The sequence below is a fragment of the Roseateles sp. YR242 genome (genome assembly GCF_900109745.1).
Classification (GTDB): Bacteria; Pseudomonadota; Gammaproteobacteria; order Burkholderiales; family Burkholderiaceae_C; genus Roseateles.
This window is the reverse complement of sequence record NZ_FOAV01000027.1, coordinates 1-14,746: the sequence shown is the minus strand read 5'-3', so window position 1 is coordinate 14,746 and position 14,746 is coordinate 1. Positions and strand designations below refer to the sequence as shown.

At 61.8% G+C, this 14,746-nt stretch carries 17 protein-coding genes and 1 pseudogene; 7 read left to right on the top strand and 11 right to left on the bottom strand.

Annotated features, from left to right (window positions below; all coding sequences use genetic code 11):
• Window positions 1–284: 284 nt before the first annotated feature.
• Window positions 285–2,366, bottom strand: a complete 2,082-nt coding sequence (locus tag BMY53_RS25085) for a CocE/NonD family hydrolase (protein WP_092949888.1) — start codon at window positions 2,364–2,366, stop codon at window positions 285–287.
• 176 nt (window positions 2,367–2,542) lie between these two features.
• A complete protein-coding gene (locus tag BMY53_RS25080; RefSeq protein WP_092949886.1) occupies window positions 2,543–4,921 on the bottom strand; it encodes a S9 family peptidase in 2,379 nt (792 codons plus the stop codon).
• Window positions 4,922–5,023: 102 nt separating this feature from the next.
• On the opposite strand from BMY53_RS25080, the gene BMY53_RS25075 reads away from it, so the two are divergent.
• The 5 genes and pseudogenes from BMY53_RS25075 to BMY53_RS25055 form a co-directional block, all read left to right on the top strand.
• Window positions 5,024–5,923 (top strand): transporter substrate-binding domain-containing protein, encoded by a 900-nt coding sequence (locus BMY53_RS25075; protein WP_092949884.1) that lies wholly within the window; start codon window positions 5,024–5,026, stop codon window positions 5,921–5,923.
• Between the two features lie 40 nt (window positions 5,924–5,963).
• Window positions 5,964–6,626 carry an amino acid ABC transporter permease gene (locus BMY53_RS25070; RefSeq protein ID WP_092949882.1) on the top strand — a complete coding sequence of 221 codons (663 nt, stop codon included), beginning with the start codon at window positions 5,964–5,966 and terminating at the stop codon, window positions 6,624–6,626.
• A gap of 145 nt (window positions 6,627–6,771) precedes the next feature.
• Entirely contained in the window at window positions 6,772–7,182 is a 411-nt protein-coding gene (locus tag BMY53_RS25065) for a hypothetical protein (RefSeq protein ID WP_092949880.1), read from the top strand.
• Between the two features lie 299 nt (window positions 7,183–7,481).
• A complete protein-coding gene (locus BMY53_RS25060) occupies window positions 7,482–7,958 on the top strand; it encodes a hypothetical protein (protein ID WP_092949878.1) in 477 nt (158 codons plus the stop codon).
• 211 nt (window positions 7,959–8,169) lie between these two features.
• A pseudogene (locus tag BMY53_RS25055) lies at window positions 8,170–8,352 on the top strand (transposase); the annotation flags it as partial.
• Window positions 8,353–8,413: 61 nt separating this feature from the next.
• Here the strand turns inward: BMY53_RS25055 and BMY53_RS25050 are convergent.
• From BMY53_RS25050 to BMY53_RS25750, 9 genes are all read right to left on the bottom strand, one after another.
• Window positions 8,414–8,860 carry a GNAT family N-acetyltransferase gene (locus tag BMY53_RS25050; RefSeq protein WP_092949876.1) on the bottom strand — a complete coding sequence of 149 codons (447 nt, stop codon included), beginning with the start codon at window positions 8,858–8,860 and terminating at the stop codon, window positions 8,414–8,416.
• A gap of 345 nt (window positions 8,861–9,205) precedes the next feature.
• Window positions 9,206–9,685, bottom strand: a complete 480-nt coding sequence (locus BMY53_RS25045; RefSeq protein ID WP_143074244.1) for a hypothetical protein — start codon at window positions 9,683–9,685, stop codon at window positions 9,206–9,208.
• Window positions 9,686–10,148: 463 nt separating this feature from the next.
• Complete coding sequence (locus BMY53_RS25040) at window positions 10,149–10,454, bottom strand: hypothetical protein (RefSeq protein WP_092949872.1); 306 nt, start codon at window positions 10,452–10,454, stop codon at window positions 10,149–10,151.
• 228 nt (window positions 10,455–10,682) lie between these two features.
• Window positions 10,683–10,880, bottom strand: coding sequence for a hypothetical protein (locus tag BMY53_RS25035; protein WP_092949870.1), 198 nt, complete (start codon window positions 10,878–10,880; stop codon window positions 10,683–10,685).
• A gap of 17 nt (window positions 10,881–10,897) precedes the next feature.
• Window positions 10,898–11,248: a hypothetical protein gene (locus BMY53_RS25030; RefSeq protein WP_092949868.1), complete on the bottom strand. Its 351-nt coding sequence runs from the start codon at window positions 11,246–11,248 to the stop codon at window positions 10,898–10,900.
• 28 nt (window positions 11,249–11,276) lie between these two features.
• A complete protein-coding gene (locus tag BMY53_RS25025; RefSeq protein ID WP_092949866.1) occupies window positions 11,277–11,585 on the bottom strand; it encodes a cysteine peptidase family C39 domain-containing protein in 309 nt (102 codons plus the stop codon).
• Window positions 11,582–12,541: a hypothetical protein gene (locus BMY53_RS25020; RefSeq protein ID WP_092949864.1), complete on the bottom strand. Its 960-nt coding sequence runs from the start codon at window positions 12,539–12,541 to the stop codon at window positions 11,582–11,584. The genes BMY53_RS25025 and BMY53_RS25020 overlap by 4 nt, the downstream gene beginning before the upstream one ends.
• Window positions 12,542–12,550: 9 nt before the next feature.
• On the bottom strand, window positions 12,551–13,447 hold the full coding sequence (locus tag BMY53_RS25015) for a hypothetical protein (protein ID WP_143074242.1): 897 nt from the start codon (window positions 13,445–13,447) through the stop codon (window positions 12,551–12,553).
• Window positions 13,434–13,619 carry a hypothetical protein gene (locus BMY53_RS25750; RefSeq protein WP_143074241.1) on the bottom strand — a complete coding sequence of 62 codons (186 nt, stop codon included), beginning with the start codon at window positions 13,617–13,619 and terminating at the stop codon, window positions 13,434–13,436. Before BMY53_RS25750 ends, BMY53_RS25015 begins: the two co-directional genes overlap by 14 nt.
• Window positions 13,620–13,863: 244 nt before the next feature.
• Between BMY53_RS25750 and BMY53_RS26850 the strand changes: the two genes are divergently transcribed.
• Complete coding sequence (locus BMY53_RS26850; RefSeq protein WP_092949860.1) at window positions 13,864–14,232, top strand: helix-turn-helix domain-containing protein; 369 nt, start codon at window positions 13,864–13,866, stop codon at window positions 14,230–14,232.
• 219 nt (window positions 14,233–14,451) lie between these two features.
• Window positions 14,452–14,746, top strand: a 295-nt coding sequence (locus BMY53_RS25005; protein ID WP_143074240.1) for a transposase, incomplete at its 3' end; no start/stop codon positions are given.

Sequence of the window (14,746 nt, the reverse complement as noted above, 5' to 3'; positions counted from 1 at the left end):
CGAGGTTCTGGCAGCGTCTAAAGGCTCAGAACAAACCCGGTAAGCTGATCGTCGAGGCCTGCATGCACAAGCTGCTGGCCATCGTCTACGGCGTGCTCAAGTCCAAGCAGCCCTTCAACCCCCACCAAATCTCGATCGAAGAGACTTGACGCTTAGAACGGTGTCTTGACTTACGCAAATACCCCCCAGCCCTCCCCTTTCCCGAACCGTGCACCCCAACGTCCATTCTTTGCGTTGGCCCCTGCTGGTGCTTCTCCGCGTTCTGGTGTGCTTCGTCTGTCTTGCTAGTTGAGTTCCCCTGTGGGAACCACAGGAAGCACCACGCTTGAAGGTCGCGCAGCATCCGTATGGATGGTGCTGACGTTGCCGTTGGCGAGCGCCTGCTGATCCAGCGGCCAGATGCCCTGTGCCTGGTTGCTGGCACTGATGGCAATTCGGAGCTTGTGACCCGCCTTGATGAGCGCCGCCACCGGGAAGATCTCCACCGGCACGAGCATGGCCTGGCCAGGAATCACCGGTTGCAACGAGGCCGTGGTGAAGGGATGCCACGGCTGGATCATGATGCCCTGCACATAGCGTGAACGGCTGGTGTCCACCGCGCGGTAAGCAGCCGACATGAGGCCCTGCGTCAACGGCTTGGCAATGCCGGTGACCGGATCTACATCATCCACTCGGATGGCAATGGCCGCCTGAGTACGAGTGGCGCTCACCCATACATCCGCCTGAATGGGGCCGTTGAGATAGAGATCGCTGGTGAGTGCCGGCGTCTCATAGATGGCCGCCCCCTGCGCCACTTCAACCTGGCGGCTGTCGGTGTAGCAACCCTTGGGCAACAACCCCGCCAGACCCAGCGTCCATTGCACCTGGCTAGAGGAACAGTCACTGCCATCACGCACCGAAACCTGTGCTGTGAAAACGCCACCCAGCAACGTGCCCCGCGAGGCACTCGGCGCCGCAGGCTCCTGAACACTGCGGCCAGCCTCACTGTCCGCAGGCGCCGAAAGACTCAGGCCGCCGTCCCCCCGCAAGTACCAGCGCTGCGGCGCCATCTTGGGGTGCGGCCAGTCCGTCGCAGTGGCAAAGCGCGTAGCGCCCCCAGAGCCATAACCCGCCACCACCTGTGTCACCGTCGGCAAAGCCGCCGCACCAGTGGCCTTGCCCTGCAGGTAGTGGTCAAACCACTGCAGCAGCAGCGCCGTGGTGCTGGGCGGCCCATAGGCCGGGCTGCCACTGTGGTCACTCATGCCTTCTTGCACCGACTGCAGATGCGCGCCCGGCAGTACCACCAGCTTGGTGGTGACCCGGCGCTTGAGCTGCTCATAAAGCAGCGGCTGGTCTCGCTGGAAGATGTCCTGCGCCGCACCCACGATTAGCGTGGGCACCTGGATGGAGGATGCGGTTTCGATAGGGGAGCGAACCGCCCAGAAGTTGCCGTCGTCATTGGCAATGCCGGCCAGCCCCTGCTGGAAACCATCAAAGGTGGGCTCGTACCAGCGCGAGATGGCCGTGACGTGATCAACCGTCGCAGTGTTGATGAGCTCCGCATACCAGGGGTTGAGCGCCAGCGATGGGGCATTGGCCACGGAGAGCGCCTGCGTCAGCGGCAGCCAGGTGCTGAGGAACTGGGCGTTGAAAAGACCGCCCGTCCCCGCCACCCCACGATAGGCATCCCCCATGGGCACCTGTGCAAACACCGCCTTGACCGCCGAAGGCCGCTGCCCCGCCGTGAGCAACGAGGTGATGCCGAGGTAGGACGTCCCCGCCACACCAATGCTGCCGTTGAAGAAGGACTGGCGCGTGACCCAGTCCACCGCCTCGCGATAGGCCTGCTGCTCTTCCTCGCCAATGAGTTGGGTCACACCACCACTCATGCCAGTGCCCGCCGCATCAATGGCCACCGTGACATACCCGCGACGCACCATGTATTGGTCCAGCCCACCGATGAGCAGCGTGTTGCCTCCCGCAGGCGTGAAGACACCCAGGAATTCACCCACATCAATGCGGTAGGCGGTCTGGGTCAGCACCACCGGAAACCGACCGGCGACCGGCAGGCCAAAAAGATTGGCCGGAACAGAGACCAGCACCGCCAGCCGCTTGCCCGAGGTCAGCGAGATGAACTGCAGTGGCAGGGTCACCGCGCGGGGATAGTCCGCCGCCCGGGTGTAAGTGCTCCAGCGGGCACCCGCATTGGCCGTGACGGCCGGGTTGCTGACGCTCAACGCAGCACGTGTGCCCAAGGTGGTGGTCTGGGCGTTGGCAGAGCCGAAGAAGCCCGCCAGCAACGCCACGGTGCCAACGAGGAGGGCATGGCCCAGGCGCCGGGGCATGGAAGGCACCCAGGCCTTGGAGGTCCAGTCGATTCGCATCAATGTCTCCTTGCCACCGGCTGCTTCGCGGAGTCAGGACGGACGTGCGCCAGTGTCTGGTGGAGCCGCCCGTCCCGTCGTGATGAGCAGCGTGTGCGGCCCACTATGCCCCGCCCCACCCAGAACAAGATCCCAGGAAACAGGTATGCACACAGGTATGGGTTTTGCCGTGGCGGTCAACGCCCCTCCCCCGTCAGATCCCACTCCGCCAACATGAACGCATAGACCCGCGCCCGCTCCTTCAGGGCGTCGTACCGTCCGGAGGCACCGCCATGCCCGGCCGTGAGGTTCACGTCGAACAGCAGCGGCTGCGAATCGGTCTTCAAGCCGCGCAACTTCGCCACGTACTTCGCTGGCTCCCAGTACGGCACCTGGCTGTCGTTGAGCCCGCCACGCGCCAGGATGGCGGGGTAGGCGCCAGGCCGCAGGTTGTCGTAGGGGCTGTAGGCCCTCATCCATGCGTACTCGTCAGGCCGCTTGGGGTTGCCCCATTCGATGAACTCCTCGGTGGTCAGCGGGATGGTCTCGTCCAGCATGGAGTTGATGACATCCACAAAGGGCACCTCGGCCACCACGGCCTTGAAGAGGTCGGGCCGGAGGTTGGTCGCCACACCCATCAGCAGGCCGCCAGCACTGCGGCCGGTGATGATGAGGCGGTCCGGTCGGGTCCAGCGTTGCTGCACCAGCGTCTCGGCACAGGCGATGAAATCGGTGAAGGTGTTCATCTTGTGGCTGAGCTTGCCGTCCTGATACCAGCGCCGCCCCATCTCACCCCCACCGCGCACATGCGCCGTGGCCAGCACCACGCCACGGTCCAGCAGCGAAAGGTCGTTGGCGTTGAACCGATGGTCGATGGACGCGCCATAACTGCCGTAGGCCCGCAGCAGCAGCGGCGCTGGGCCGTCTTCACGGCGCACCGATTTGGCATACAGCAGCGAGATCGGCACACGGGTGCCGTCCTTCGCGGTGGCCCAGACGCGCTCGGTGGCATAACGGCTCGGGTCATAGCCCATTACCGGCTGCTGCTTGCGCACCTGCCGATGGCCTTCGCTGAACCGGTAGTCCACCACCGTGGGCGGCGTGATCAGGGACTGGTAGCTGATGCGCAGCACATCGCTGTTGAACTCCCGGTTGTCTCCGATGGTGGCACTGGAGAGGGCTTCCGGGGAGGGGATGTCGCGCAGGGCCACCGGCGGGGTCACTCGCGCGCTGGAACGCTTCGCCAGCCCCGCTTCGTCCAGCACACTGAGCTTCACCGTGGCGTTTTCCCGCCACTGCAAAACGAGATGGTCCTGGAAGGGCAGCAGGCGCTCCAGGGAGGCATCCTCCCGATGCGGGAGCAGCTCGCGGGCCTTGGCCACCTGCGCCAGGGTGAGCAAGGCACCAGTTGAAGAAGCCAGCGCAGCCGAAGTGACCTTGGCATTCGCAGCGGCCGCAGCCGGGGCCGTGGCGGACGATGTGGCGGCAGAGGCCGGCGCAGGCAGCGAGATCAGGCGGAAGTTGGGGCCACGGTCGTTGATCAGCAGGTAGAGCTGCCCGTCGCGGTGTTCCAGCCGATATTCCAGCCCGGCGCGGCGGGGCAGCACCACGCGCCAGGGGGATGCAGGTCGGTCAGCCGGGATCCAGCGGAACTCGGTGGCGTTCTTGGCGTAGCTGACCACGTGAAGGTAGCGGCCGTCCGCCGTCTGCCCCAACTGCAGGTTGAAGAGCTCGTCCTTCTCCTCGAAGACCAGTTCGTCCGGCGTCGCCGCGTCCACCTGGTGGCGCCAGAGCTGGTTGCGGCGGCGCGCCTCGTTGGCGGTCACGTAGAACACGCTGCGTCCGTCGGCGGACCAGACGGCGCCGTCGGTGCGTTGCCCCACCCATGGCAGGTCCTGGCCGGAGGCCAGGTCCCGGATTCGCAGCTGGAAGTCGCGATAGCCGCTGTCGTCCAGCGAGTAGAGCAGGCGCTGTCCGTCCCGGCTGGCTTCCACCAGGTTCACGGCCAGGAACTTGCGGCCCTTGGCCAGTTCGTTGAGGTCGAGCAGCACCTGTGGCTCGGCCGTTGGGTCCTCTGCACGCCCGGGGCCCGCCGCCGCGCGGCGGATGTATTGTGGATATTGCGCCCCAGCCAGGGTCCGCTTGCCATACCACCACGCACCACGCCGCGCTGGCGTGTCTTCGTCCGCCGGGGCCACCCGCGCCACCATCTCCTGGTAGAGCCGGTCCTGGAGGCCCTGCAGGGGCTTGAACCATTGGTCGGCATAGGCAGCCTCGGCCCGAAGGTGCTCCATCACCGCCGGGTTGTCCCGCTCGCGCAGCCAGAAGTAGTCGTCGATACGGTTGTCCCCATGGACAGTGACATCCTTCGGAATCCTGCGCGCCACAGGCGGGCTCGCCAAGGCCGGCGAGGACACTTCGCTCGCCAAGCCAGGCGCGGGCATGGCACCCGCAGGGGCAGCACCCGCCGCCGAAAAGGGGCTCGCCAGGGCCGCCAGCAGCGCAGCCGCAGCGGCACCCATGCGGGCCCACGATCGTTGGAGTGCGGCGCCCACGCGCGAGGTCGATGGATTCATGGACGGGGTCTCCCGGTACAGGTGCGGCCCATTGTGCCCGGCCTCCCTGGCCCTCGCGCTTGATGGCAAGATGCCGGCATCTTTTCCGGAACGAGGACCGTCATGAAGCCCGCCATTGCCTCCCGTCTGCCATCCCTCGGCGCCACCGTGGCCCCTCCCCTGTCATCCCGGCTCCTGGCCGGTCTGCAGGTATCCCGCCGTGGCGCTCGGCTGGCCGCCCTGGTGCCAGGCCTTGCCGCCCTGCTACTACTGGTTGCGGCGCCAGCGGCCCGGGCGGCCGACCTGCTGGACGAGGTCAAGGCGCGCGGCACCCTGCGCATTGCCTGCGAAGGTACCTACCCGCCGTTCAACTTCAAGAATGAGAAGGGTGAACTGGCCGGCTTCGATGTGGACATTGCCAAGGCGCTGGCGGCAAAGCTGGGCGTGAAGCCGGAGTTCACCACTACCGAGTGGAGCGCCATCCTCGCCGGCCTCCAGGCAGGCAAATACGACGTGATCGTCAACCAGGTGGCCGCCACGGACGAGCGCCGCAAGACCTTTGATTTCAGCGGCCCCTACGTCATCTCCTATCCGCAGCTCATCGTCCGTGCCAACGAGACCCGCAAGCTGGACACACCGGCCGACCTGAAGGGCAAGAAGATCGGGGTGGGCCAGGGCAGCAACTTCGCGGCGCTGGCCAAGAGCATTGATGGTGTGGAGGTGCGCACCTATCCCGGCGCCACCGAATACCTGCAGGACCTGGCCACCGGGCGCATCGACGCGGCCATGAACGACAGCCTGCTTATCCCCTACCTCAAGGCCAAGACCCGTCTGCCGGTGAAGGCGGGGGCACCGATCGGCAAGCCGGAGAGCAATGCCATCCCGTTCCGCAAGGGCAGCCCCAAGTTCCAGGCGGCCATCGACAAGGCACTGGACGATCTCAAGAAGGATGGCACCTACGCGAAGATTTCCACGCAATGGTTCGAGCGCGATGTCAGCCTGCCGCTGGGCGCGGCGCCATGAGCGCCGACGGTGGCGGCGGCCTTCCTGAGCGCGGGGCGCCATGGATCTGACCGCCCTCCAGTCCTTGCTGGCGCTTGCCTGGCCGGTGCTGCTCAAGGGCACCGGCTACACGCTCTTCTTCGCCGTGGCGTCGATGATTCTGGGCCTGCCGCTGGCGGGCCTCATCTCGCTCATTCGTGTGCTGCGGCTGCCCGTGCTGCGGCAGGTCTGTGCGGTGTATGTGAGTGCCATGCGGGGCACGCCGCTACTGGTGCAGGTCTTCATCGTCTATTACGGCCTGCCGAGCATCGGCATCGAGTTCTCGCCGGTCTCTGCGGGCATCCTCACCTTGACGCTCAATGTGGCCGCGTACATGAGCGAGACCTTGCGGGGGGCGATCAACGCAGTGGAGACGGACCAATGGCTGGCCGGCACCAGCCTGGGCCTCACGCGCCAGCAGACGCTGCGTTATGTCATTGCGCCGCAGGCCTTGCGGGCGGCAGTGCCCAGCCTTTCCAACAGCCTGATCAGCCTCATCAAGGACACCTCGCTGGTCTCGGTCATTGCCGTCACCGAGCTCATGCTGGCCACCAAGGAGTTGATCTCCACCACCTTCCAGCCCTTCCCGCTCTACATGGCAGCAGCAATGATCTATTGGCTGCTCAGTTTTGTGTTTGAGCAGTTCCAACGGTGGATGGAGAGGCGGATGGCGTATCCGCATTAAGGCGGCGGGGAAACACGTTTGCCCTTCGGCATCTTCATCCCCAGCGCGCCCCTGCGGCGGCCGCTGAACTCAAACGTCGGGCATTTGCGAAACTAGCGCTGCAGCGGGTGGCTGCACCGCCCGCTGAGCTTAAACATTAAGCGCCATGAACGACCCACGCTCCATCATTGAGGCCCGCAAGTACGGTGAGATTCGCTGTGCCGTGGTGTCAGAGATGACCAACGATATGTCACGCGTTCTCGGCAAGTTCGGCCTCACACCCGATGCCTCAATGCTCGTTCAGCACAGCAGGGAATCCGCGTTCGCTATCTTGCGAGAGCTTCTTTGGAAGGACATGGCGTACGAAGGCGAGTGCATGCCAAAAAGTCAGGCAGAAGAGATTGCCAATCACCTGCTGCAACAGCACAGCATCCCGGAGAGCAAGTTCTTCTCAAATGGCGATTGGTCAAAACGCGAAAGCTGGTATCCACTGACTGAATCAACTTTCGACGCTGGTCTAATAGTCTCGGGTAGCAACGGCACATACTTCTGCATATGGTTTCAAGATGAAGACTGACGCCTAACTCAGCGCTCAAGTGGACCTCCGCCAGCTGGCTGCGCTGCGCAGCCTGTAGATTTTCAGCTCCGAGCGGGGTGTACAGCGACCCGAGATCTATGCAAAACAGCGTATCCACTTCAAGACGGCCTACAAGGTCTTCGAATGACGATCACAGTTGCGGCCTGCGGCGCGGAGGATATCGGGGTCACGTACCGGCTGCATTGCTGGGCGTTGCGCTCTGCGTTTGCGCGCATGCGGCCGGTACAACAACGGTCTCCGGCCCGGCTGGAGCGACGCTGTGCCGGCCCGACGAGGTAGTGGCCTTCTCCTGCGCGACCGCAACCAAGGTTGTCTCGTTGTGCGCGAAGCCCGAGGCCGGTCCAGCCGCGAAGGCGCTGACCTACCGCTACGGTACCGCCAAGAAGGTGGAGCTCGAGTACGCGGCCACGACCGACAACGGCAAGAGTTTTGGCGCGACCACATCGCCTGCCGCGCCTGGCGCATCAGTGCGCCAACTGTGGTTCAACCGCGGCGACATCCGCTATTTGCTCACCGAATGCGTTGGCGGCAGTTGCCCATACGGCGCCGGCGTGGCGGTACTCAACCCCGAGAGGGCGCTGATGAGCGCGCGCTGCTTGGCCGGCGAAACGCCAAACCAAGCATTTTTCGCACGTTCACTAATCGAGTTCGGCAACGACGCCAGCGACACGCGTTCGCAGACGAAATTGATCAAACCTGAGGACTCGGACAACAGCCTGGATCAGATCTACAAGTCCGGGCGCCCGCCGCAGTAGCTTCGGGCATGGGCCACTGCGCATGCTCGACAGTGTCCAGCGAGTCGAGCGACCGCGGTGGCAGGCCGAACGCCTTCAGGTCTGCGTGGCGCCGCCTACGAATAGAGGGATTGATGTCTTGCAAGGTGTCCACCTGAGTCTGGTTTGGTGGACACGATCCTGGCCACCGCCGACGGGCCGTTCAAGATGAGTTGGCCGGACGCATACGGCGTATCACCCAAAGGCCAAGACCGGCCGCCCGCCATTTGGCATCGAGACGATGCTGCGGATCCATTACCTGCAGCGGTAGTTCGGCCGCTCGGATCCTACGATGAAAGAGGCTCTGCACGATGCGCCGCTGTATCGGGAGTTCGCGAGGCTCGATGGCTGGACCGATAAGCTTCCCGACGAGACGATTAAGCGGTCAATGACCAACGCCCTTGACTAGCGTCCGGCGCGATCAGGTCGAGACGCCCCTAGGCCGAGGTTGCCTGCAGCGCAAAGCGCTTGACGAAGCGTTTGCGCACCTCGCTGTATCCGGCGCGTTCGTAGAACGAGTGCGCCCTCAAGCGCGCCTCATTACTGGAGAGCTCGACGTGGCTGCATCCCTTTGTGCCGGCAACCCGTTCGGCCGAGGCCAGCAGCATGGCTCCGGCGCCGTTGCCACGGACGGACTCGTCAACCACCAACGCGGAGATTACAGCCCATCGTGTTGCTTCATGCCATGGCGTCAATGTGTGCATCGCCACCACACCGACGACGCGGCCATTGTCTTCGGCGACCAACAGGCTCGCCGTTTGATCATGCGCACTGGCCTGGACACGGTTCATCAGTGTGTTTTCAATGACCGGATAACCGAGTTGACTGAACAGGGCCGCCGTTGCCGGAAGGTCAGTGGCCACGTTGAAGTCGCGAATATGCATTGCAAGGACAAAGCAGCGTTCGAAGGCCCTAAGGAACCTTTACATAACTTCCGCGAGCTGAGGTGGACCTGATTGTATGAGGCCAAATATGCGTGCCCTTGCCTCCCCCAGGCCTGTCACACGCTCTGCTGGATCGCCTACAACGTCGCCATGACTTCAATGCTTGCCTGCATCGCCAAGGCTTCGGCCTCGCGGCTGCGATCCTTTGCCAGCGAAGCAGGAACACGGGTTCAGCGGGGCGGCCTCCCAGCAAGTGCAGTGGGCTCAACTTGTGCGGACGGCGTTGCTCAGTGTGGCAATGGTGTGGGTGTTTTTCGGTGCTGGTTCGTCTCAGCTTTGAGAAGCTTAATGCCCCTGCCTGCGCAAGTCCCGCGCCAGTCGTCCCATGAACAACGCTGAAGCGAGCATGCCAATGAACATCCCAAGGGACCATCGTCCCTCGGTCAATCGCGCCTCGCGCGCCTGCTCCGGGAGCATCAGCGCCATGTCGCCCAGCTTGAGGCCCCAGATGTCATGGGCACCGCCCGGCCCGAGCGTGATGGCCACGGGCATACCGTCCTTCAGATGGTCGGCAAAGTAATAGAACAACCTGAAGTTGGGCTTATACGTGAACTCGGGCGATTCACCGCTCGGCTGCGGCAACCGGAAGGTTGCGTGGGCCTTGCTGTACAGGGTTGTGAAGCTGCTGACCGAGGTAGCCGTGCCCGTGACCACCTGAAGATGCGACGGGATCGGGCGGAAGGACTGATAGAAGCTCTGAAGGCAGAGGGCAGCCGCCGCCAGTGAACCGATCGCCACCAGGGCCACCACGGTGGAGAGGCGCATCCCTGCCACCGTGAGTTGTTCCAGCGGCGCGCCTGCCGCTTTGAATCTGGGGCTTTTCTTTGTCTCTATCTGCATTCACCGACTCTCCCGTTTCGCATCATATAGGCGGGGGATGAGCCGGCGGCTCGTCGGATGACTGGTATTGGCTGTGGCGACCTCAGAACCGACGAACTGTAAGTCTCCTGACTGCATCGATTGAAGCAGGAGTCGGTTTTGCAGCGAACGCGGTTGCTCGGCGCCGACCCGCGGACTCGCGGTGTCAGGCGCTTGGCCGTCATCCAAGCGCGGAGAGGCCAGTCTCGATTGCTCAGCCGACGCTCATCGATCGGCGCCGCGATGCACGTCCACACGCGTACCTGAACGGCCGCGCAATCGACCCTGAGCCGCCGGTCGATAGCCTGGATTGGCTTGCCCAAAAAGCAGTCTGTCAAAGCCGATATTGACCGATGGCTGCTCCCGGCCGCTATCTGAAATCGAATCGAACGTCCTGGGGCCTATCAGTCTTAAACTGCATTACGAGCCCGACCTCCAACAGCTTCACCGCTGTCGGTCCCGATAGCTGAAAAGGGAAATTCTCCAGCATGGAGACTAGCAACTCATAAGCAATTCCGAATTCGTTGGCATCTTCGATCCATTCACGGAGCCGTTCTACATGCCCGGAGAATGTCAGGAGTTCCGGAGGAAAGCCAGTCCCGACATCAGGCTGCTGCCGAACTTCATCGAGGATAGCCAGCAAGTTGGCCGGAATCAGGCTCGTATCGATTGTCATGGATTTCGATGCAAATGGGTGAGGCGGCTACCCCTAAGCTGCCTGTCGCCGCAGACCGCTCCTGGCAGGCAGCCTGAGCTGGGGGAATATTCACTGAGCGGACGTTCCGTCAGCGCGATTGCCGTGTCGGCCGTCCGCTGACAGCATACGACACGGACTAACGCTGTCGGCCAAGAACGGAAGATCGTCAACGGCCGCTCCGCGGCACTCTGTCGACGGTGCGACTCTTCAGCCTAGAGCCCGCCTCAGCTTTACTAGGATCCGGTCAACAACCGACACATCGAAATCCTCTGAAAGCATGAGCGATGCCGACGAAGGGTCGATGCTCACGATCTCCTTGTATTTGCGTTGAATTTCGTAACCCTCTTCCCGATACCTTCCCAGCGCGTCACGCAGGCCTGTGAGTACAGAGGTATCGATGACCATGCGAACCGTTGTGCCGTCTAAACTGCAATCGTAGTAGCGCTTACCTTGCCCCCTCTGGTTAAAAGCATTGAAGTCGCGCCGCTGGCGATGAAGAAGTTGCCGCCGTTCCTGCAGATTCGGTTGGTCATGTAGAGACCGAATCCTGAGTTTGCCCAGTTTCCCGTTGCATTCCCCACTTCAATTCCTTGCTCGAAGGCTTCTCGCTCGACTTCGCGCGAATCGAAGATGGTGATGGGGAGGTAGTTCTCGCTGCCCTTAGCCTGTCCGGGCGCATTTCCGTAGGCCAAATCGAACGAACGGAAGAATCCCATATGGGCGGCGTATGTGCACTGCTTGACCACGGCGATGCCCGTGAAACAACGATCCAATTCGCTACTGGATATCTCACGTCGCCCACTAGACGGGTCGAAGATGACGGCCCGATCGCCCCCAAGCTGCCAGCACCACATAGTGCGACATGCCCCAGTGCAGGATGGCGAGCAGCTTGACCTCAGGGAGCCCATCGATCTCGCAGCGCAGCGGACGACAGGTGATGTCCAGGTGCCGAGCGATGGAGATGAGCTGAACAAGCGTGCTTCCCTTGCTCGACACTGGGAAGTCCCTACGAAGCTCTCGCAATCCGACCGAATGGCCAAAGTGCGACGCGACCATGGCCAGACAGGCCAAGCCGCATTCCGCGGCCTCCGATTGAATGATCTCCTTCATGTCGCCGTCGCCTCGCTGCGCGGAGCCTGCTCCTCCGCAGATTCGGAAAGCAGCCGGAAGGCCGCGGCATGGATGTCCTCAGTTGCGTAGAGCACCGATCTCATCACTGAGTTGTCGTGACGCTTCAGGACAACCGCATGCGGAAAGCCCTTGTTTTTGAAGCCCACATCCACTGTGGCTGCATCGAAGCACATGGACGGACATACGTTGTAATGTCTCATGTAGTTGAGATCGTCTGAAACGATGGCAATGGGTGCGGTCCATCCGATCCTCCTTGGATTGAGGAAAGACAGAGACCTCAATAATGCAGCGCAGTACTTGCAGTTCGCAGAGACAAACACCACCAAAATGGATTCCGTTTCACCAGGCCAGGCAAGGCCGTTGGCAGGGTGGACCGTGGGTGCGGCCGATTCTTCGAGCAGAGCTTCTTTCCTTCTGGTGCGGGCGCCTGTCTGCGGATCTGCGATGCGCCGGGCAGACGACCAAGCGAAAGATCCCAGAACGAGGGCAATCTGAAGCATCTGGATCAAGGAAGATGGAGCGCTTGAAGGTTCTCCAAGGGTGATGGACAGGAGCAGGGTGCAAAAACAGAGCCCGATCAGGACATACGCCATTCGATTCTCGGCGCCTGGTGATTGCATGCCAAAGCAGTGGCAGTCGATGGAAGAGAAATTCCTGAATAGACGCCCTGCAAGTGCCATCCCCATCAGGCTCATGATGTACACCCTATTGAGCATTTGGTGGTCAAGGATCAGGATCAGCATCGGAAGGGCGATCTCGACGGGTGCGATCACGTGGAGAAGCAACCACCTGTACGCGCGTTCCCGATGGCTTAGCAAACGCCCTGGAGCGTCCTTCAAGGAAGATGATTGCCGCTTGGCTCCGCCGGCATAGGCCGACAGGCAAAGAACGATGGTAAACAGCAGGACGTCGGCATCATGGAGGCTGAAAGTCATATGGCAGCTTCACTTCGCCTGGAGCTGGTCGACAATGATGCGAAGCGATCGAGCCAGATTGGAGACCTTCGCGATCTTCAAAGCGCTCTCAAAAAGCGGCCGATACTTTTGCGCGTATTCCCTGATGGCTGGATCGCCCAGCGATTGCTCGACGATCCAGGCGGCTTTCAACCGATCAACTGCGCTGGGGATCTGGAACTGGGCCACGGCGGCGTCCAGTGCAGCCTTCTTTCGATCAACGTTTTGGTATCCGATGTTCGCGCCGACGCATTGAGATATCTCGTTGCGAATCACAGGGTCCGCATCGTTGATCAGCGGCATGACGAGATCCAGTTGCTGGCGGCAGTTGGCGGAGTACTTCCAGAGGATTGAAGCCGCACGCCGCATGTTGGGGCATGCTTCGCTGAGGAGTGATGATTTCAGCGTGTCGGAATGGACCTCTGCGATCTTGACGATTTCTTCCCTGCGAGAAGATCGCGCTGCTGGATCGTTCATGGTCTTCATCATCGCGTCGTTCGCCGCGAATACCTTGTCGGGCAGCGCGTGATCGCAGTTGGGGGGATCGATGATCGGCTGGTAGCTGGTCCTGATGCTGTAGTCGTCCAGGGTGATGGCTGTCCCACTTGCAAGAGTGATTCGACCGCACGAGATTCGCTTTTCGGACGAGTTCAACTTCTCAACGAACCAATCACAAATTTTTTCGGCTGGCAGCGATGCCGGTGGACTGAACTCATCCAGGGAGACCTTGGACCAGTTCTCAATCGTGACCTCGATGGCATCTGCGTTGGCATGAAAAAGAAGCGCCGCGATCAAGGCGGTGGAGCGAATAAATTTCTTTCCGTTCATCGGAAAAGTGGGAGGGATTTCTCCCTCCCGCACCGTTATCGGTTCATTAGCTGCAGACACAGTCGAAGTCCTTTTCCGTCCACTGGCGGCAGGTCCATACGCCGTTTTCGTAGCTACATTGCTCGCGCTGCGTTTCCACAGACCAGCAAAGGCGGTCGCCACCACCGATCTGGGAAATTTCTTCTTCGCTCAGTTCACGCGCTTTGGTTTTTGCAAGCGAAATTGTAGGCATGCTTCTTCCTTGAAAATGGAATGAAACGAATGGCCGAATGGCCGCGGCCGATTTAATCAAACGCTTGTTGAAGATTGCAATCGCCCCCCAAAGGGGGGGGCACTTTCGATTTCGGAGTAAATACCTATGGAAGGTCTGCATAACTCCAGGCGGCTCCCGCAGCCAGATCACCGGCCGCGAGCGACTATGAGGGGGCAGTCTCAAGTCTGAAGTGCAACACCTTGCCAACCTGTAAGGTGTGAAGATGACGACGAGATACAAGCAACTGCAGCCTGAAGACCGAGTGACGCTGGCAGCGCTGCACCAGCAGGGGTGCAGCCGGCGGCAGATCGCAGCGGTTTTGGGTCGCAGCCCGGCGACCTTGAGCAGAGAGCTCAGGCGCAATTCCCGTGACGTGGGCTATTCGTCGAGCGCCGCGCAGCGTTTGAGCACTGGCTATCTGTTCGGCGATGTCGTGGAGTTGTTTGAAATTCACCGGGGTAGATGTATTCGTCGTGCGATTCGGAAGCGGGATGTCCGTGACCGTGGGGGGCAGGACAACTCGATTGATGTCTCTCAGCTCAAGGGGTTCGAGTCTCTCTATCAGGCAGAGACCCGGCGATCCGCCTACTGAAGGCGGCAGGTCATGAGCGCAGAGGGACATCCCACCGTCTTCTGAATCTGGAAGGCGTAGCCCATCGGACGGAGATGGCCTACCTGCTGCCGATCGGCGTCTCCGGGCCAAACGTCCCGAAGCCCTTCGAGTGGGTCGAAGCTCTTCAGCCGTTGGTCGAAGGCATGAATGAATCGCCCCGGATTTTGAGGAGGCTCAACACTCTGAGAGGATTGAGCCATGAGCAAGTCGAACAAGTTCTCACCCGAGGTGCGTGAGCGTGCCGTGAGGATGGTGCAGGAGCACCGAGGGGAATACCCGTCGCTGTGGGCGGCCATTGAGTCCATCGCGCCCAAGATTGGCTGCGTACCGCAGACGCTGAACGAATGGGTCAAGCGCGCGGAGGTGGACGCTGGCGTGCGTGAGGGCGTGACGAGCAGCGAGGCCCAGCGCGTGAAGGACCTTGAACGCGAGGTGCGGGAGCTGCGCAAGGCCAACGAGATCTTGAAGCTGGCCAGCGCGTTTTTCGCCCAGG